20 protein-coding genes and 1 tRNA gene are annotated in these 18033 nt (G+C 70.4%); 10 read left to right on the top strand and 11 right to left on the bottom strand.

Annotated elements, in window-relative coordinates; all coding sequences use genetic code 11:
- Positions 1-2 precede the first annotated feature (2 nt).
- Positions 3-317, bottom strand: a complete 315-nt coding sequence (locus tag AC2D8W_RS14800) for a hypothetical protein (RefSeq protein ID WP_484672146.1) — start codon at positions 315-317, stop codon at positions 3-5.
- Positions 318-473: 156 nt separating this feature from the next.
- On the opposite strand from AC2D8W_RS14800, the gene AC2D8W_RS14795 reads away from it, so the two are divergent.
- Positions 474-821: a single-stranded DNA-binding protein gene (locus AC2D8W_RS14795; RefSeq protein WP_484672145.1), complete on the top strand. Its 348-nt coding sequence runs from the start codon at positions 474-476 to the stop codon at positions 819-821.
- A gap of 27 nt (positions 822-848) precedes the next feature.
- The gene (locus AC2D8W_RS14790) at positions 849-1256 is read left to right on the top strand and encodes a single-stranded DNA-binding protein (RefSeq protein ID WP_484672144.1); all 408 of its coding nucleotides are present in this window, start codon (positions 849-851) and stop codon (positions 1254-1256) included.
- Positions 1257-1287: 31 nt separating this feature from the next.
- Here AC2D8W_RS14790 and AC2D8W_RS14785 read toward each other — a convergent pair whose 3' ends face one another.
- Positions 1288-2052: a hypothetical protein gene (locus AC2D8W_RS14785; protein WP_484672143.1), complete on the bottom strand. Its 765-nt coding sequence runs from the start codon at positions 2050-2052 to the stop codon at positions 1288-1290.
- Between the two features lie 204 nt (positions 2053-2256).
- Between AC2D8W_RS14785 and AC2D8W_RS14780 the strand changes: the two genes are divergently transcribed.
- The 3 genes from AC2D8W_RS14780 to AC2D8W_RS14770 all read left to right on the top strand — a co-directional run bounded on the left by AC2D8W_RS14780 (position 2257) and on the right by AC2D8W_RS14770 (position 5473).
- Positions 2257-2748, top strand: a complete 492-nt coding sequence (locus AC2D8W_RS14780) for a GcrA family cell cycle regulator (protein WP_484672142.1) — start codon at positions 2257-2259, stop codon at positions 2746-2748.
- Positions 2749-2997: 249 nt separating this feature from the next.
- Positions 2998-3930 carry a DUF2493 domain-containing protein gene (locus tag AC2D8W_RS14775; protein ID WP_484672141.1) on the top strand — a complete coding sequence of 311 codons (933 nt, stop codon included), beginning with the start codon at positions 2998-3000 and terminating at the stop codon, positions 3928-3930.
- A 301-nt stretch (positions 3931-4231) separates the two neighbouring features.
- A complete protein-coding gene (locus AC2D8W_RS14770) occupies positions 4232-5473 on the top strand; it encodes a DUF3363 domain-containing protein (protein ID WP_484672140.1) in 1242 nt (413 codons plus the stop codon).
- Here the strand turns inward: AC2D8W_RS14770 and AC2D8W_RS14765 are convergent, their stop codons facing one another.
- On the bottom strand, positions 5474-6784 hold the full coding sequence (locus AC2D8W_RS14765) for a tyrosine-type recombinase/integrase (RefSeq protein WP_484672139.1): 1311 nt from the start codon (positions 6782-6784) through the stop codon (positions 5474-5476). It lies immediately after the preceding gene.
- 179 nt (positions 6785-6963) lie between these two features.
- A tRNA-Ile gene (locus tag AC2D8W_RS14760) sits at positions 6964-7039 on the bottom strand.
- A 114-nt stretch (positions 7040-7153) separates the two neighbouring features.
- On the opposite strand from AC2D8W_RS14760, the gene AC2D8W_RS14755 reads away from it, so the two are divergent.
- Positions 7154-7897, top strand: a complete 744-nt coding sequence (locus AC2D8W_RS14755; protein ID WP_484672138.1) for an SIMPL domain-containing protein — start codon at positions 7154-7156, stop codon at positions 7895-7897.
- A 40-nt stretch (positions 7898-7937) separates the two neighbouring features.
- Here the strand turns inward: AC2D8W_RS14755 and AC2D8W_RS14750 are convergent, their stop codons facing one another.
- The 3 genes from AC2D8W_RS14750 to AC2D8W_RS14740 form a co-directional block, all read right to left on the bottom strand.
- Positions 7938-8462: a hypothetical protein gene (locus tag AC2D8W_RS14750; RefSeq protein ID WP_484672137.1), complete on the bottom strand. Its 525-nt coding sequence runs from the start codon at positions 8460-8462 to the stop codon at positions 7938-7940.
- On the bottom strand, positions 8407-8763 hold the full coding sequence (panD, locus tag AC2D8W_RS14745) for an aspartate 1-decarboxylase (RefSeq protein WP_484672136.1): 357 nt from the start codon (positions 8761-8763) through the stop codon (positions 8407-8409). Before panD ends, AC2D8W_RS14750 begins: the two co-directional genes overlap by 56 nt.
- Before the next feature lie 120 nt (positions 8764-8883).
- Positions 8884-9792 carry an alpha/beta hydrolase gene (locus AC2D8W_RS14740; protein WP_484672135.1) on the bottom strand — a complete coding sequence of 303 codons (909 nt, stop codon included), beginning with the start codon at positions 9790-9792 and terminating at the stop codon, positions 8884-8886.
- A gap of 183 nt (positions 9793-9975) precedes the next feature.
- Between AC2D8W_RS14740 and AC2D8W_RS14735 the strand changes: the two genes are divergently transcribed.
- The 3 genes from AC2D8W_RS14735 (at position 9976) to AC2D8W_RS14725 (ending at position 12311) form a co-directional block, all read left to right on the top strand.
- Entirely contained in the window at positions 9976-11220 is a 1245-nt protein-coding gene (locus AC2D8W_RS14735) for a serine hydrolase domain-containing protein (protein WP_484672134.1), read from the top strand.
- A gap of 446 nt (positions 11221-11666) precedes the next feature.
- Positions 11667-12041, top strand: a complete 375-nt coding sequence (locus AC2D8W_RS14730) for a TfoX/Sxy family protein (RefSeq protein ID WP_484672133.1) — start codon at positions 11667-11669, stop codon at positions 12039-12041.
- A gap of 48 nt (positions 12042-12089) precedes the next feature.
- A complete protein-coding gene (locus AC2D8W_RS14725; RefSeq protein WP_293479379.1) occupies positions 12090-12311 on the top strand; it encodes a flagellar basal body rod C-terminal domain-containing protein in 222 nt (73 codons plus the stop codon).
- A 67-nt stretch (positions 12312-12378) separates the two neighbouring features.
- Here AC2D8W_RS14725 and AC2D8W_RS14720 read toward each other — a convergent pair whose 3' ends face one another.
- Positions 12379-12828: a DUF6152 family protein gene (locus AC2D8W_RS14720; protein ID WP_484672132.1), complete on the bottom strand. Its 450-nt coding sequence runs from the start codon at positions 12826-12828 to the stop codon at positions 12379-12381.
- A 54-nt stretch (positions 12829-12882) separates the two neighbouring features.
- The gene (locus AC2D8W_RS14715) at positions 12883-13755 is read right to left on the bottom strand and encodes a hypothetical protein (RefSeq protein WP_293479383.1); all 873 of its coding nucleotides are present in this window, start codon (positions 13753-13755) and stop codon (positions 12883-12885) included.
- Between the two features lie 146 nt (positions 13756-13901).
- On the opposite strand from AC2D8W_RS14715, the gene AC2D8W_RS14710 reads away from it, so the two are divergent.
- Positions 13902-14522, top strand: a complete 621-nt coding sequence (locus AC2D8W_RS14710; RefSeq protein WP_484672131.1) for a TIGR02466 family protein — start codon at positions 13902-13904, stop codon at positions 14520-14522.
- 91 nt (positions 14523-14613) lie between these two features.
- Here AC2D8W_RS14710 and AC2D8W_RS14705 read toward each other — a convergent pair whose 3' ends face one another.
- Both AC2D8W_RS14705 and AC2D8W_RS14700 read right to left on the bottom strand, forming a co-directional pair.
- Positions 14614-16251: a M28 family metallopeptidase gene (locus AC2D8W_RS14705; RefSeq protein WP_484672130.1), complete on the bottom strand. Its 1638-nt coding sequence runs from the start codon at positions 16249-16251 to the stop codon at positions 14614-14616.
- A 45-nt stretch (positions 16252-16296) separates the two neighbouring features.
- Positions 16297-18033 (bottom strand): amidohydrolase family protein, encoded by a 1737-nt coding sequence (locus tag AC2D8W_RS14700; RefSeq protein WP_484672129.1) that lies wholly within the window; start codon positions 18031-18033, stop codon positions 16297-16299.

Genomic DNA, 18033 nt, shown 5'->3' with positions numbered 1-18033 from the left:
GGTCAGTCGAGGTCGGCCGCTTCGCGTTCGGGCTCCACGGCCGCCACGATGTCGGCGTGCTCAGCCTCGCGCACCGCGCGGGCCACGTTGAGGCGCACGAACAGGCGGGCGTCGCGGTTGGCCTCCAGGGTCTCCGTGACCAGGGGCGCGGCGCGCACCAGGCTGCGGGCCGCCCCGCAGAACAGCACCTTGAGCCGCGCCGCGGAGCCGCTGGCGACCAGCAGATTACCAGCCATCTGCGGCAGCTCGCCGGGCTCGGTGCTGCGGAAGCGGTAGCGCGCGCCCGAGGCGCCGAAAACGTCGAGGAAGTCGGACATCGGCGATGGCTTAGCGCCGGGACAGGGCGCTCGCCAAGGCGGCATCGTGTCGGGTTGCGGCGGCGGAGGCGCGCCATGAAGCGGGAGGGAGGGCTTCGCCGGGCGAAGCGGTCCGGGGATTTGGCCTCGGCGCTTCGTCCACTCAAGGAGACTGTGATGCAGAATGTGGTTTTCGTGGGCCGCCTCGCGGCCGATCCGCAGGTGACGGAGGACTATGCCAAGGCCGTGTTCCGGCTGCTGGAGAACCGGGGCCGTGACGCGGCGGGCGAGCCGCGCGTGGTGGGGGTCAACTGCGTGAGCTGGGCCCAGGGCCTCAACGATCGCGTGATCGCCGAGGGGCTGGCGTCGGGGTGCGAGGTCGTTGCCATCGGCGCCTTCGTCGACAACCTCTACGAGGCGCGCGACGGCGAGGAGCGGGCCGCCAAGGAGCTCGTGATCCGGTCGCTGACCGTCCTCGACTGGGCCTCGGACCGCCAGCCCGACGCCCGGCAGCAAGCCGCCTGACCGGCCCCAATCCCAAGGAGATCCAACATGCAAAGCGTGATCATCGACGGCTACCTCGCAGCCGATCCCTCCATCCTCGCCGCCCAGGGTTCCGGGCGCAAGCGGGCCAGCTTCCGGGTCCTGGAGACCGTGCGGTTCCGGCGCAGCGACGGGCAGGTGGGCGAGCGCACCACCGGCTTCAACTGCGTCTGCTTCAACGAGAGGACGGCGCAGGACTACATCGGACCCTACGCCCACAAGGGCGTGCGGGTGGTGGTGAGCGGCCACGTCGAGAACGACACCTGGACCGGCAAGGACGGCACGGTGCACTACGACCTGCGGCTGATCGTCGAGGGCCTGCGGATCAAGTCCCGCACGCCGCGCGCGGAGCGCGCGCCGCCGCCTGAGAGGGCGGCGCCCCCGATGGCGGAGCTGGACGACGAGATCCCGTTCTAGGGGCCGAGCCGTCTGCCTGACGATCGAGCGGTCAGCTCCCCGCGGAGCTGGCCGCTTTCGTGTGGGCCTGGGCGCCGATGAAGGCGCGCAGGCGGCGTCGTGTGCCGGCGTCGATGTGGATGCCGTAGAGGGAGAAGACCGGGTGCGCGGGCCGGCTCACGTGCCCCTCGGGCGCGAATGTGGCGACGAGCTCGAAGGCGGCGTTGACGCGCCGGACCGTCCAGCCGTTCGCGTCCTGGATGGCCTGGGCTTCGAGATAATCCTCGGCGAGCCCCTGTTGGGCCAGTCGGGCGGCGTCCTGGACCGGGGAGATCCCGCTCGCCAGGGGCTCGAAGAGCCAGATCAGTGGCCAGTGCGCCCGCGCGCGGTCCCCGCCCGGCCCGATGTTCGGCGTGAGGGTGAGGAGGTCGGCGTCGGCGAGTTCGTGGACCGCCTCGGCCACGAGGGCGGGGTCCTGGCCGGGCAGGCCTTCGACGATGTCGCCCAGGCTCACCGGCCAGTGGGGCGGGCGGTCCGGATCGGCCACGAACCAGACGGCGGCCTCCAGGGCCAGGTCCGAGAGGACCGCCTGCGGCGCGTACTGGGCTTCGAGCGCCGCGAGCCTCTGGGCCAGCTCGTTGACTGTGGCGGTAAAGTCGCCCTGCCAGCGCTCGACGTCCTGGGCGAACTGGGTGGGGTGTGTCGTCTGGTAGAGGCGCGCAAGCACGCCGGCGAGCGGCAGGAGGCTCGCGCCGCTTTCCACCAGGGCGCGGAAGACGGCGCGTCCCCTGTTCTCCTTGGGTGGCGCCAGGGTCATCAGGGAAAGGCTAGCCGGATTCGGGCGGCGACGCGGGAAGTCTGGGCGTGCCCCGGCCGGACGGCCGGGCCGGGCTCTACTCGCCTGCGGCTCCCGGAGCCCCGTTCCGGGTCTCCGCCCTACGGGTGACGATCCCTCACGCGAAGGCGGAAGGAAGGGCGACGGGGGCGAGCCGATCGGGCTCGCGAAGACCCGGAGCCAACCATGTCCGCCCCCGCCATCACCTGGACCGACGACCGCGTGGAGGTCCTCAGCAAGCTCTGGCGCGACGGCCTGAGCGCCAGCCAGATCGCCCGCGACCTGGGTCATGGGATCACCCGCAACGCGGTGATCGGGAAGGTCCACCGGCTGGGCTTGACCGGCCGCGCCGCGCCGCACTTTCCTGGAGCGGGTCGGGCCGACCAGCGCCGGGAGCGGCGCGTGCGCCTGCCGCCTCGGACCCAGCCCGACCGCGCGTTGCCTCCACCCCGGGTCGTGGGCCTTGAGAGCGAACTGCCTGCGACGGGGCTGGCGAGCGTGGTCAGCGTTCGTCGGGGCCAGTGCCGCTGGCCGATCGGCGAACCGGGATCCGACGGCTTCTGCCTCTGCGGCCGTCCTGCGGTGCGCGGGGCCTATTGTGCGCCGCATGGGGCCCTGGCCTATCGGCCGGTCGCGCGGAACCATCTAATCAAGCTGGCAGGGCGGGCCCTGGGGTGACTGAGCCTCAGCTATCGGCGCGAGACGCGCGCCGAGTTGAGCGCCCGCCTCTACGGGCGGGCGCGACACCCCCACACAACGCCCTCTCATCCTATCACGTCACCCTGGCCGTCAACGGCCTACGGCCGTTCCCCTCCGCTCCGCGAAAGGCGCTCCGCTCCGGTGACTGCCCGGGGCCCGACGTGGCCAGGAGGGAGGTCGTTGCGCGGGCGGCGCATCGGCGGTTCCTCTCATTCACGGAGTCCTTCGATGACCTTCTCCCTTCATGCCTTCTCAGCCTCGGATACGGCGTTCGACGTGCAAGCCGCGGCGCTGGAAGACCCCCGGCCGCATCCCACGGAAGCGGCGCTCGTACAGCTGGGGCACGCCCTGATGACGGAATTGCTCGACATCGTGGGCGGCAGCGCTCTGGAAGACGTCCAGACGATCCTCGCCGAGAGCCTGATCGGCGCCTTCCATTCGGCGGCGGGACGCATCGAGCGCGATGCGGATCGGGCCCGTGATCGGATGCGCAGCCTCGAGCGCGACTTCGACGGATCGGAGATGGCCGACACCGAACTGCAGGACGCCACGCGGTCGGCGCGCTCGGCCGACGTCGCACAGGCGGCTTGCGAACTCATCCGGGACGCGGCAGCGGAGGTCTTCACGACGGCGACCGGCGAGGTCTGGACGCCGTGGCGCGGCAGCCGGCGCGGCACCCATCTGACCGCCGCCCAGCTGGAGGCCAAGCAGGCGCTGCGGGCCATCGATCGGCGCAAGGCGTCGGACGCGGATCCCGGCGGGCCCGTGGTGGCCTTCCGGGGCGCCCCCTTCGCCGACAGCCAGACCGATGCGAGCCGCATCTTCGACGCCCTGAACTGGGCCCGGTCGCAGTGGCCGGACATGGCCCTCGCCACCACGGGAGCCCGCGGGGCGGAGCGGTTGGCGATCCGCTGGGCGCAGCAGAAGGGCGTCACCCTGGTGCTCGCCCGGGCCGACTTCGACCGGCACCAGAAGGCTGCGCCGTTCCGGGCCAACGACGACCTGATGGCCCTTGAGCCCACGTGCTGCCTGACCTTAGCGCAGTCTCTAGACGAGCGCCGAGGGGCGGGTACGCACCCGTTCGGGCCGGCGATGAACCTGGCCCAGCAGGCTCTGGCGCGCGGCGTCCAGCATCTGGCGATCCGGGCCAAGGCGGCCTGAGGCACAGCCCGTCATCTTCCCCAGACCCGCTCGGCTCCGGCCGGGCGGGTTTCTTCTTTTGGCCGATGCGGCGGGGAGACTCGCGCTAGATGGCTGGAAATCATAGGTGATGGGCGGTGCTTGCTGTTGTTTGATGGATCATGATGAGGATTGATGTCGACTTCGATTTCTTGGTTCAGGGCAAGATAAAAGAGGTGTTTAGTCGCGCGTTTTGCTCTAGGTTTTCCATCGCTTATCTCCAGCTGATGTCACTTCGACAACTCGTCGGGACGCGGGCGATAGGCGGTGGAACACGCTCGCCATGCTCGCCAGGGACGCCATCGAGATCCGGCTGCTTGCGTCGTCTCGCCGTGAGCCGCCTCGGCGCGTAGCGCGCCTGCCGGCGCGGCTGAAGACCGACCGCTTCCCCGTGCGGACGGCGATCCTGCAACGGCTCGCCGCATCACGTCTCTTCGCCTACGGCGATCGCGCGGGGGTCCTCAGATCGGCCCAGAAACGGTCCGGGCGGCCGTTTCGTCTGGACGTTCGGCAACGGGTGATCGTGAAGGCGATGGTTTCGCGACACCTCGGGAGAGGCGCGGCCCGAGGCGGCGCATTGGCCGCGCACGTTTCGTATCTCGGACGCTCAGGCGTCGGCGCGGAGGGCAAGTCCGGAAGCTTTTTCGATCGCGATGCGGACGAGCTCGACGCCAGCGCCGTGACCGCCGAATGGCCGCAGGACCGGCACCATTTCCGGTTCATCATCTCACCCGAGCACGGGGATCGCCTCGCCGACCTGAAGCGCTATACGCGCGAGACCCTCCGGCGCGTGGCCGACGATCTGGGCGAGCCCGAGCTCCAGTGGATCGCGATCTGCCATTTCGACACCGACCAGCCCCACGCCCATGTCCTCGTTAGGGGACGCCGCAGTTCGGGCCGCGACCTCGTCATTCCGCGCGACTACGTGGGGTACGGCTTCCGGGCCCGCGCCCAGGAGGTGGCCCACGAGCTCTTGGGCGACCTTTCGCGGATTGAGGCGGAGCAGCGCATCTGGCGTGAGACGCAGGCCGACCGCTTCACCGGTTTCGATCGCCGGCTGCTGCAGGCGGCAGACGCAAGTCTTGGTGTTGACGACGGCGTAGGCGGCAGCGACGCCTGGTCGGCCCTGACGCGCGGGCGCCTGCGCCACCTCGAGGCCCTGGGGCTGGCGACGCGCTTGGGCGGTCGCTACCGTCTCCACCCCGACCTGGAGCAACGTCTGCGCACGCTGCAGCTGCGGCGCGACATCATCCGCACGCTGCACCAGCGACGTCTGGAGTCCGGCCGCGAGGTTCGCGAGGTCGTCGCCGAGCGGGTACGCGGCCGGCTGGTGAAAGCCGGACATCATGACGAGCTCGGCGCGTCAGGATGGGTCGTGGTGCGCGATGCTCAGGGCGTGGAGCACTTCGCCCGGCTGCGGCTTGGCCAAGCGACGCCGCAGCTCGGGCGGGGGGTCGAGCTATCTCCGGCGCCCGGCGGCGTCCAGATTGCCGACCTCGGGTGGCGACAGGAAAGCGGCCTCTAGCTAGCTTCGGGACTCTTCCATTCGGCGTAGGGTCGCTGCAGCCTCCTCGGGCAACCGATCCTCGTTGGCAGGTTCCTGATGCACAGTTCCATCAGGATTGCGGCCAGCCATCAGGTGGCCAAGATAGCTGGACCACCACACCATCATCACACGGCGACCACTGATCCATTCGGCGGCGTTGTAGATCGACCGAACACTCCTCTCGCTGTGCGCCAGCTGCATCTCGATCCAGTCCCGGTTGAACTCGTGTTCGTTGAGGATCGTGGAGGCGGTTGAGCGGAGGCCGTGGACCGAAGCGCGGCTGTGATAGCCCATGCGATAGACGGCATAGATTAGCGTGTTCTCCGAGATCACGCCGCTTTTGGTGTCCGCGCCGAACAGCAGGGGCTTATTGCCCGCAAGCACGAGTAAACGCTTCACGATCCCGACGGCTGGCGGAGACAGCGGTACAAGATGGTCGCGCCGCATCTTCATGCGCGCGGCGGGTATGCGCCACAGCGCTTGAGGGCCATCCAGATTTTCGAACTCGTCTCGGTGAGCGAACCGGACCTCCGAGGTGCGCACCATGGTATGCGCGACCAGCTCAAGGCCAAGCCTAGTCCTCTCGGCTCCATCGTATTGTGCCAAGCTTCGCATAAACGCGGGGAGTTCGCCCGGCTTAAGGGCGGGCCGGTGCTTGACCGGTTTAGGCGAGGCCAGCGCATCGCGAACGTCGGCTGCCGGATTGCGTGGGCAATGTCCGGTCGCCACGCCAAATCGAAAGATGTTGCCGGCCATCTGCAGGACCCGCCGCGCCATTTCCGGTGCGTCGCGCTCCTCGATTTTTCGGATGCAACGGAGGACTTCCACCGGCTCGATCGTGGCGATCTTCATGTCGCCAAGGTCCGGAAGTAGATCATCGTCCAGGCGTGAACGAAGTCGATCAGAATAGCTTTTGACCCACTTGATCTTTCGAGCCTTGAACCAAGCCTCGGCGACCGACCGGAACGTGCTGTCCATCGCTGCGGTCTTGGCTTTGGTCTTTGCCCGCTTCCGCTCGACAGAGGGGTCATGGCCATCGGCGATCAGGGCCCGCGCATCCACCGCAGCCTTTCGCGCCTTCGGGAGCGAGACGTCGGGATACTTCCCGAGCGCGAGAACCTTCTGCTTGCCGTCGAAGCGGTAGGCGAGGCGCCAAAGCATTGAGCCCGACGGCTGCAGAAAGATGTACAGCCCTTCGCTGTCGACGACCTTCCGGGGCTTGCGGTCTATCGCAGGCGTCGCGGCGTGGACGGCGCCGAGGCTCATCAGCTTCGAATCGGTGAGCGGCATGGCTGTTGGTATCGCGCGCTGTTTTGTTGGTATCGGACCCAAAAAATACCACAGCATGTTCTACAAATGATCCAACTCACGCGAAACCCGCTCGCACGTTTGCGTGATAGTTTTCTCCGTTTTTCTAATGGTTTAGCGCGAAGCTTCGGGACGCTCTGAACGCGCCTGAAAAAGCGCGCTGGTGGGCCCGGCAGGACTCGAACCTGCAACCAGACCGTTATGAGCGGCCGGCTCTAACCATTGAGCTACAGGCCCGTAGCCGCGCGGCAGGCTGGGGCGTTACCACGGGCTGCATGGCGCTTAAAGCTTGCGTTCAGGCACGGACTGCCACGCTTGGGCGTTCCATCCTCCCCCCCACTGGAGCCGACCATGAAGACCTTGATGCGCGCCGCCGGCCTGAGCCTGGCGCTGCTGACCTCCACCGCGGCCACCGCCGCCTTGGCCCAGGCCGCGCCGCCGGCCGCCGACACCATGTTCCGGGCCACGACGCTGAACCTTGCGGCCTACGGCGAAGCCAAGGTGGCGCCCGACATGGCCGTCATCAGCCTGGGCGTGATGACCGAGGGCCGCACCGCCGCCGAGGCCATGAGCGCCAACGCGCAGCGGATGACCGCCGTGATGGCGAGCCTGCGCCGCGCCGGGCTGGCCGACCGCGACATCCAGACGTCCAACCTGAACCTGTCGCCGCAGTACCGCTACCAGGAGAACCAGCCGCCGCAGCTCATCGGCTACCAGGTCTCGAACCAGGTGACGATCACCGTCAACGACCTGAAGCGGCTGGGGCCTGCGGTGGACGCCTCGGTCGCGGCCGGCGCCAACCAGGTCAACGGGATCAGCTTCGGCCTGAAGGATCCCACCGCGGCCGAGAACGTCGCCCGCGAGGCCGCCGTGAAGGCGCTGCAGGCCAAGGCGGACCTCTACGCGCGGGCGACGGGCCACCGCGTGTCGCGCCTGGTCAGCCTGTCGGAGGGCGGCGGCTTCACCCCGCCCCCGCCGATGCCGATGGAGCGGTTCGCCATGGCCGCCCAGGCCAAGGACGCCGGCACGCCGGTGGCCGGCGGCGAGCTGCGGGTGCGGATCGACGTGAGCGGGCTCTACGAGCTGACGCGGTAGGTTCGACGAAACGTCCGCGGGGCCGTCCAAGCGGGCGGCCCTAAGGCGCCTTCGACACCTTCGCGCGGCGGAAGGCGGTTTCGAGCCGGTCGGCCATCATGCGGCCGGGGAAGGCGCGGTCGCCCTCCATCATCGCCGCGTAGACGTAGGACGTGCCCGCGATGGGGCCGCTGGCCCAGCCGACGCCCCGCGACGCATCGGCCTGGGTGTTGCAGGACAGTGTCCGCGCCTGGCGGTCCTTCACGGTCGCGTCGAGCAGGGTCTTGAGAGTGCGCGTCCCGGGCTGGTCGCACGCCGCGAACTCGCGCGCACACGTGGTGGCGGTGTTGTAGCGGTAGAGCGTGCGGCCCGAGTCGGCGTCGGCGATCAGCACGCAGGTGTTGGGGTCGCCGACGGCGCGCGACACGGCCGCGTCCAGCTTGTCGCGGTCGACGCCGGGCGGCGCGGTGGGCGAACAGGCCGCCAGGCCGAGCGCGGCGAAGCCGAGCGCGGCCAGGGCCGCAGCGGGCCTAGGCGGCCACCTTGATCTCGTTGCCGTCGTCCAGGAGCACCACGGTCGGGGCATAGTTTCGCGCCTCCTCGGCCGGCAGCATGCCATAGGTCACCACGATGACCTTGTCGCCCTTCTGGACGAGGCGGGCGGCCGCGCCATTGACGCCGATCACACGCGATCCGCGCGGCGCTTCTATGGCGTAGGTGGTGAAGCGCGCGCCGTTGGTGATGTTGAGCACGTCCACCTGCTCGTGCGGCAGGATGCCGGACGCGTCGAGCAGGTCGCGGTCGATGGCGATCGACCCCTCGTAGTCCAGGTCGGCCTGGGTGACCGTCGCGCGATGCAGCTTGGCCTTCATGAGGGTGAGCAGCATGGGATCCTCCAAGGGGCGGCCGGCATATACGCACGCCCCGTCGCGGGTTCAATGCGGCATCGCAACAGGGTCACTCAGGGGCGCCGAAGCCTTACGCCGTAAGCCGTCGGGCGTCGACGACTACTCGGCGGCGGCGGCTTCATTCTGCGTTGCAGCAACGCTTGCGTCGACATGGCGGCGCAGGAAGCCCGTCATGTCCTCGAGCACCGGCGCGCCCCCCCGCAGCGGCCGCGACAGCGCCAGGATGATGCCGATGTGCTCGACGCCCTGGTAGTGGCGCTCCTCCACCGGCACGCCGGCCGCGCGCAGCCGGTTGGCCAGGGCGATCGTGTTCTTGGGATAGACGATCCCGTCGCGGGCGCCCGTGGCCAGGAACGCCGGCGGCGAGGACGAGGTCACAAAGGCCAGCGGCTGGGTCGACGGCAGATCGTCGGCGCCGCCGAACACCCGGTTGGTCGTGTCGCCCTTGAGCGGCAGGAAGTCGTAGGGACCGGCGAGGCCGGCGATTGCCTTGATCCTATCGGGGGCGACCCCGGCGGCCTTGAGGTAGCGCCCGTCCAGGCCCAGCATCACGGCGTTGTAGGCCCCCGCGGAGTGGCCCACGAGCACGATCCGGCTGGGGTCCGCGCCGTACCGCCCGGCGTTGTCCACCGCCCACTTCACCGCTTGCGCCCCGTCCTCGAGGAAGCCGGGGTACTTCACCTCGGGATAGAGACGGTAGTCGGCGACCACGGTGACGAAGCCGCGCGAGGCCAGCGCCCGGCCGACCCAGTTGTAGTCCTGCCGTCGGCCGGAATCCCACGAGCCGCCGTAGAAGAAGACCGCCACGGGCGCATGCGAGGCGCCGCGGGGCGCGTAGACGTCCAGCCGCTGCCGCTGGCCCGCCCCGTAGGCGGCGCCGTTCGCCACCCGGCTGGACGGATCCTTTGGCGACAGGGTCGCGAACATCGAGAGCGGCGAGCAGGCGGCGGCCAGGGCGCCCAGCAGGGCCGCGGCGAACGGGCGCTTGGCAAACGGAACGGACGTCATCGTGTCCCCAGTTACGAAGGGCGTCGCGGAGGCGCAACTCCGCAGCTTCTACGTGACGCAGGCGGAAAGGGACGCGGCGGTCCAGGGCGGCGGCCCGGAGACATCGGCTTCCCCCTGGGAAGCCTTGACGCGGCGCCCCGCGCGCGGCGCTATGCCGGGTGAACAACGATAAGGGAGGCGGCCGTGGACGGAGCGCAGGCGCCGGCGGGTTTCAAGCGTGAGGTTCTCGACCAGGTGGGTCCGACCCTCAAGGGGCTGGTGGACCAGAACCTGCTCTCGGGCATGGTGACCCTGGTCTGGCGCAAGGGCGAGATCGTCCAGCTCAACACCATCGGCCAGCGCGACATCGCGCGCGGGCTGCCGATGGAGCGCGACACCATCTTCCGCATCGCCTCGATGACCAAGCCGGTCACCTCGGTGGCGATCATGCAGCTGGTCGAGGAAGGCAAGCTCACGCTCGAGGATCCGATCACGAAGTGGATCCCGGAACTGGGCGGCATGGTCGTGCTGGAAGAGGCGACCGGCCCCGTCGACAAGACCCGGCCCGCCCACCGCGACATCACCGTCGAGGACCTGCTGACCCACCGCGCCGGCCTCGCGTACGGCTTCACGTCCATGGGCCCCATCGCCTATGCGCATGAGGAGAAGCTGGGCTCGCCGCTGGTCAATCCGCTCACGCCGGACGAATGGCTGAAGGCGCTGGGCGAGCTTCCGCTCAGCTATCCGCCGGGCGACCGCTTCCACTACAGCCACGCGACCGACGTGCTGGGCTTCCTCGTGGCCCGGATCGAGGGCAAGCCGCTGGGCGAGGTGCTGAAGGCGCGCATCTTCGACCCGCTGGGCATGACGGACACCGCCTTCTGGCTGCCGCCCGAGAAGCGCGACCGCCTGGCGCGCCTCTACCAGGCGCCGCCGCAGGACGGCCCGCTGAAGGACGTCTCGCTGCCGATTCCCGACGCGCCCTCCCCCTTCGAAGGCGGCGGCGGCGGCCTCTTCTCCACCGCCGACGACTACCTCAAGTTCGCCCGCATGCTGCTGGGCCGCGGCGAGGTGGACGGCGTGCGCCTGCTGAAGACCGAGACCGTCGACATCATGGCGGCCAACCGGCTCAGCGACGAGCAGCGCGGCCACGGCTTCATGGGCATGCCGTTCTGGCTGAGCCAGGGCTTCGGGCTGGGGCTCTCGATGATCATGGACGCCCAGAAGCACGAGTGGATGGGCGCCGGCGCCGAGGGGGCCTTCGGCTGGCCGGGCGCGTTCGGCACATGGTGGCAGGCCGACCCGGCCAACGACATGATCTTGATGTACCTGATCCAGGACTCCATGCCGCTGGGCCCCGAGGCGGTGACCGCGATGCAGGGCCAGCGCCCCACCGGCCGCGTGGGCGGGCCCATGTTCCAGAAGATGGTCTACGCGGCGCTGGGCTGAGCCGACGGCTCAGCGGTCGCGGGGCGCCTCGCAGATGGGGCGCCCGGCCACCGTGTCGCCGACAAGGCTGCCGTCCCGGATCGCTTCGCGGCGGGCGATGTTGAGGGCCCGGCCTTCGGGCGGGGGCGTCTGGCCCCTGGCGCAGATCGCCACCTCGACCCGCTGCCCGCCGTCCGGACAGGTGCAGATGTACGCGACCGGACCCAGGCGGCTGTCCGGAACCCGGCAGGTTGCCGGGACGGCGCGGCCGCCGGCCTCGATGCACTGGATGGTCGTCCCGGGCGGCTTCCCGCGAGCGGCGGCGCGGCGGCAGCGGCGCCGGCCGCCGCCAGGGTCAAGGCAAGGCCGAGGATGGGACGTCGCATGGCTTGCTCCTTTCCCGGCAGGATACGCGCTTTGTCCGCGCCCGGCTTCCCCTGCCGTCGCCGGCGCGCCATCCTGGCGCGGTGGCCTGGACAAAGCCCCCGCGCGGTCTCGTCGATCTCTTCGACCTGAGCCTCCCCGAGGCTTCGGGCCTGGAACGGCGCGTCATGTTCGGCTGCCCCTGCGCCTTCGCCAACGGGAACATGTTCGCGGGGCTCTTCCAGGAGGTGGTGTTCGCCCGGCTGCCGCCCGCGCTGCACGCGGAGCTGTCCGCCACGGGAGACCTGCGCACGTTCGAGCCGCGGCCGAGTTTCAGGATGCGCGCCTACAGCGAACTGCCGGCCTCGGTCGTGGAGGACGAAGCGCGGCTCGCGGAGGTGCTTCGGGCGGCCTTTGTCTTCACCTCGGCGCTGCCGCCCAAGGTCCGGAAGCCCCGCAAGGCGCGAACGCCTCGCTAACCAAGCTTGCGAGGCCCCGGTTAACGCTCGCGTGGCAGCCTTGCGGCCATGGATCCGATCAGCACCGCGCGCTACGGCCTGATGGCGGCGACCCGCCGGTTCGAGGCCTCGGCCGTCAACATCGCCGGCATGGGCGCGGACGACACCGTCGACGTGGCCAGGGAGGTCGTCGAGATGGTGGAGGCGAAGGCCGCGTTCTCGGCGAACATCTCGGTCATCCGCTTCGCCCAGGACATGTGGGATTCGCTGCTGCGCCTGCAGACGCGCTAGGCGCGAGCCGGAACGAAAAAGGGGAGCCCGAAGGCTCCCCCCTCACATCCGGTCTCGTGGACGGACCCTACTTCTCGGTCGGATCCGAGCCGTCCTTCGGCGCGCCGGTGCCCGACGAGCCCATGAAGATCTTGCGGCCGTCCGGGAACGTCACGTCGCGGCCGTTGGCCTTGCAGGCCGGACGGCAGAGCTTGTCCTTGGACTGGTAGCCGCGGACGATGATCTCGGTCCCGGCCTTCAGCGAGTTGCGGTCGATGCCGGCGCGCAGCAGCGTGTTGGGCGTGCCGCCTTCCACCATCCACGCGGTGGTGGTGCCGTCCTTGTTCACGTTGGCGATGTGCACCCAGGCGTGGGGGTTGATCCACTCCACCCGGGTCACCTTGCCGCGCAGCAGGACCGGAGCCTTGCCGTCGAACTCGGCCGCGAACGCGTGGTGCGCCCAGGCGGCGCCGCCGGCGGCCGCCGCGCCGAGGCCGGCCGCGACCGCCCCCGCGATGATCAGTTTCCTCTTGTCCATCTTCGCCTCCAAACGCCGGATGGTCGTCTCAAGTATCCAAAGGCCATTGCCGGCCTATTTCAGCGGTTCCTTGCGCAGGTCACCGTACATCAGTTCTTCCACGAACTCGACGCACTTGAACTGGTTCAGCCGCGCATCCTCGCCCTGCCGCTTGTAGAGGTTGAAGCTCATCTTCCACGGACGGGTGAAGGTGTTGGGATCGGTGATGGTGGCCTCGTAGCGCATCACGCCCGGTCCGGTGGGCGTCCAGCGCTCGACGACCGTCATCTGATCGGAGTGGTGGTTGCCGGCCCGGTCGAACCAGGTGCGGTCGTTCATGCCGTTGACCGTGACCACCAGGGTGTCGCCGTCCCACTTGGCCACCGACTGGCCCATCCAGGAGTCCACCGGCGGCGGGCCCGGGTCGGTGAAGAGCACGTTGCGCACCGCGCCCGCGTACTCGTACGCGATGATCATCGACTTCTCGGACTGGAAGATCTGGAAGGGCAGGTGCATGTAGTTCGCGCGCGGCACGCCCGGCAGGTAGCACTTGATCTCGGGGTCGCCGGTTTCCAGGCTGAGGTAGTTGGCCCGGTTCTCGTCGCGCTTCTTCTTGGCTTCGGGCGTGTAGGGGATCTCGCCGCCTTCCACGATGCCGAGGCCCGCCGGAACCGCGCCGACCGCGCCCAGCGCCACGACCGCCTTGGCCGGCACCGGCACGAAGGGACCGGGACGCATCTGCAGCGCCGCGCGCGCGGCGTGCGGCTCGATATCCCAGCCGGCGGTGTTCATCACCTGCCAGACGCCGTTGAGGTCGGGGTGCTTCCCGTCCGGGCCGCGGGGCGCCTTGTAGGCGGCGGCGGCAGGCTTCCGGGCCTGCGCCTGCGCGGCCACCGGGCCCGCCGCGACGAGGCCCACCACAGCAAGGGCCGCAACGATCCTGATCATCTTCTCGCTTCCCCCAACGCCTGCCTTCGACGGGCAGGCCTCATTTGTACGCCAAGCCTAACCAACGTTCGTGCGTCGCGCCAGAAGTCCGATGGAGCGACCGCTCGACGTTTTGAGAAACCACCGGGCTGGTTTAAGCCGCCTCCATGACGCTGCGCCCGCTCTTCGTCACGCCCATCTACGAAGCCAGCCTTACAACAGACCGCAGCTTCGAAAATTTCAACGCCGAGATTTTGGCCGCCTGCCAGGAGCTCGAGGCCGAGGACGCCGCCGGGCGCGCCTGGAGCCGCGCCCACGGCTACGGGGGCTACACGTCCTATGGGTCGCTTAACGACCTGCCCCAGCGCATGAGCGTGTTCGCCGACCTGAAGAGGAAGCTGGACCGCCACGCTGCCCGCTTCGCCGAGGGGCTGCACCTCGACCTGGGCGGCGGCCGGCTGCGCCTGGACAGCCTGTGGGTGAACGTCCTGAAGCCCGGAGCCGGACACAGCGGGCACATCCATCCCCACAGCGTGATCTCGGGCACGGTCTATGTGGCCACGCCGCCCGGGGCTTCGGCCCTCAAGATCGAGGACCCCCGGTTGCCGCTGATGATGGCGGCCCCGCCTCGCCGCCCGGATGCGCCGGACGACGCCCAGGCCTTCGTGTACCTGCAGCCCCAGGCCGGAACCGTCTTCATGTGGGAGAGCTGGCTGCGCCACGAAGTCCCCGCGAACCGAGCGCGCACGCCGCGGATCTCGGTGAGCTTCAACTACGCCTGGCGCTAGCATGTCGGGCCGCATCGCGCGCCATCGTGGCGCGCGCCCTCCGACCCGGCCATGACCGCGCGAGACAAACCCGTGGCCGCCCGTTGCAGCCTCAGTCGGCGATGGAGGTCGCCGGCGCGAAGCGCGTCGCGAAGAAGTCGCCCTTGTTCCAGAGCGGCCGCTCGTCGGCGTCGGCGAGCTCGCGGGCGATCTCGTAGTTGATCCGCGCGAACCTGGCGCCGGCGCCGTAGTCGATCGGCTGCGAGAGGTCGTCGCAGGGCTTGTGGTAGCAGTCGCGCAGGAACCCGCGGAACCGCGCCTCCCCGCCGTTCTGGAACCCGGTCATCAGGAAGGTCGAGGGCACGCCCACCTCCACGAAGCGGAAGTGGTCGGACCGGGTGAACAGCCCTTCCTCGGGCATCGGATCGGGCGACAGCGTCACGCCCATCCGCTCGGCCGCGCGCCGCACGGCCGGACCCAGGCTGGACCGCTCGGCCCCGAACGCCACCACGTCCACGAAGTCGTAGGTCAGGATCGGCATGTCGAGGTTGACGTTGGCGACCATCGTCCCGCCGGCCGTCGGGTTGCGGGCGTAGTACTCCGCGCCGAGCAGGCCCTTCTCCTCGGCCGTCACCGCGAGGAACAGGACCGAGCGCCGCGGCCGGCGTCCCGACTCGATGAATGCGCGGGCCGCCTCCAGCATGGTCGCAATGCCGCCCGCGTTGTCGAGCGCGCCATTGTTGATCTCGTCGCCCGCCACGGGCGGCGTCACGCCGATGTGGTCGAGGTGGGCGGAAAGGACGATCACCTCGTCCTTCAGCCTGGCGTCCGAGCCTTCCAGCAGCCCGGCCACGTTGCTGCTCTGGACGTTGCGGACCTCGGTCCTGAGGGTCACGTCCATCGAGGTCGCCAGCGCGAACCGCGGCGGATCGGCCTTCCGCTTGTCCGCGGCGGCGATCACCTCGGCGAACGTCTTGGGCGCCCCGGCGAACAGCTTCTCCGCGCCCTGGACGCTGACGTTGCCGAGGCCAGGCGCGGCCGGGGCGGGATCGAACGCGGTCCCATCCGGCTTGCGCCAGGTCATGGACCACGCCTGCCAGGTGCGAGCCCCCTCCGCGAAGGGCCGCCGCGCTTCGTCGCTGGGCGTCGAGAGGAAGATCACGCCGACGGCGCCGGCCTTGGCGGCGGCCTCGCGCTTGGTGCGGGCGTTGCCGTAGAACGCGCGCTCCTCGGTCTGGAAGAACGCCGGCGCGCCCGAAAGCACCACCGCGATCTTCCCCTTCACGTTCAGGCCCTTGTAGTCGTCCCGGCGGCGTTCCGGCGCCACCACGCCGTAGCCCGCGAAGACCAGGGGCGCAGAGACGCGGAGATCCCTGGCGCCTGCGTTGCGGCCCGTCAGCACGTCGGGGCCGAACGCCAGCGGAACCGCCACGCCGTCCTTGCCGCGCACGGTGTAGACGCCCTTCTCGGCGGCCCGGAAGGCGACCAGGGGGACGGTCTGGAAGTAGCCGCCGTTCTCGCCCCCCGGCTTCAGGCCGAGCTGGGCGAACTGGCTCGCCACGTAGCCGGCCGCGACGTCATAGCCCGGCGAGCCGGGCTCGCGGCCCTGCAGCAGGTCCGACGCCAGGAAGCCCACGTGGGCGCGGATGCGATCGGCGGACGACGCCCCGGCGGGCGGGGACTGGGCGAACGCCGTGGAGGAAAGCGAAAGCGCCGCGGCGGCGACGGCGAAGAACTTGCGGGCGGTCATTGAGGCTCCTTCGCCCCCGCTTCTAGGGCCCGCGCCGCCCCCGCGCTACTCCAGGCGGACGTCGTCGATCTCGAAGGCGTAGGGCCCCTTCGTGGGATCGGTGGCGATGACCACGCCGACCAGGGCGGCGGGGTTCAGCCCCACGAATCTCGCGATGGGAATCCGGACGTCCTGCCAGTCCGCGCTGAAGGAGAACGGCTGCTGCTTCGGCTGCGGGCTCGAGGTGTCGAACAGCATCGCACGGCCCTGAGGGCCGCTGCCCTGGCCCCGCACCCGGAACACGAGCGCGGCGGCCCCGCGGATGTCGCGCGGCGGCTGCCCGGGGCCGGCCAGGAACAGCATCGCCCCGCCCCAGGCGAACGGGAACGGCGGCTTGATCTCGCCTTCCGCCTTCAGGACCCCGGCGGCGTGGCTGACCCTGGCGTCGGACTGCCCTCCGGCGAGGCGGTCGCTCGTGGCCGCCCAGGTCACGCCGCCCGGCCCGTCGAGCCCGGCCTGGAAGTCGCCCAGGAGGCCCTTCAGCGGGACGGCCGTTGCGGCCTGCGCGGACGCCGGCCTGCGCTCCACCGTGCGGCCGTTCTTCCAGACCTCGACGATGGCCCGGGTGGCTTCGATGTCCCGGGTGGGGTCGCCGTCGACCAGGACCAGGTCCGCGCGGGCGCCCGGGACGATGCGCCCCCGCCCCTCGAGCCGGAAGCGCCGCGCCGGCGCGCCGGTGGCCGCGCGGAGGGCCTCCGTGGGGGTGAGGCCTGCCCGCACCAGCAGCGCCATCTCCTGGTGGAGCGACGCGCCGTGCGTGGTCCCGGGGTTTCCGGCGTCGGTTCCCGCCAGGATGTCCACCTTCGCGGCCCTGAGCCCCGCGACGGCCTCGGCCGCCACGGGGTACTTGTAGAAGGTCTGCGGACGGAAGGCCTGCTTCAGCATCCCGGTCTGTTCGGCGCTCAGGGTCGACGCGAAGCGCGGATCGGCGGCGAGCCTGGCGCCCTCCCCCAGGCCCGCGACGCCGGCCATCACCGTCAGGGTCGGCACGACGAAGACCTTCCGCGCGGCGGCCAGCCGGTAGAGCGCCGGGTCGCCCGGGACATCGGAGAACACGTGGGCCAGGCCGTCCGCGCCCGCCTCGATGGCGGCGCGGGCCGCCTCCAGCTCCTGCACGTGGACGACCGCGAGGCGTCCCCGCGCGTGGGCCGCCGCGATCACCGCGGCCATGGTGGCCCGGTCGAGGCTGCGCGCGCCCAGCCGCGGCGCGTAGACCACCTTGATGTAGTCGGACCCTTCGGCGATCCGCGCCGCCACGAACGCATCGGCTTCGGCGGGCGACGTCAGTGTCGGGATCGGAAACCCGTACTCCGTGCCGTGGCCCCCCGGCGCGGTCGCGAGCACGCCGGCGGAGAAGAGGTCGGACTGGGCCGTCGGCGCGACGGCGTCCCGCTCACGGCGCAGGGACCCCAGGACTGACGGATGGGTGAACATGTCGAGCTCGGTGGTGACGCCGAACCGCAGCGCGTCGGACCGCGCCGCGCCGAAGGTGTGCGTGTGCGCGTCGATCAGCCCGGGCAGCAGCGTCCGGCCCGCTCCCTCCACGACACGGGCGCCGGCGGGCGCCCTGGCGGCCGGGCCGACGGCGGAGATGCGCCCGTCCTGGACCACCACCGTGGCGCGGGGGATCACCCGCTCGCCGTCGAAGACGCGGACGCCGGTCACCGCAAAGCTCTGCGCCCGGCCGACGGCCGGGGCGACGAGGCAGGCGACGACGAGGATGACCGCCTTCAGGCCGTGCAT

It is taken from the genome of Phenylobacterium sp. T106, from assembly GCF_057219735.1.
Note: the sequence above shows the minus strand (reverse complement) of the source record. Positions and strands in the feature narration are given on the sequence as shown.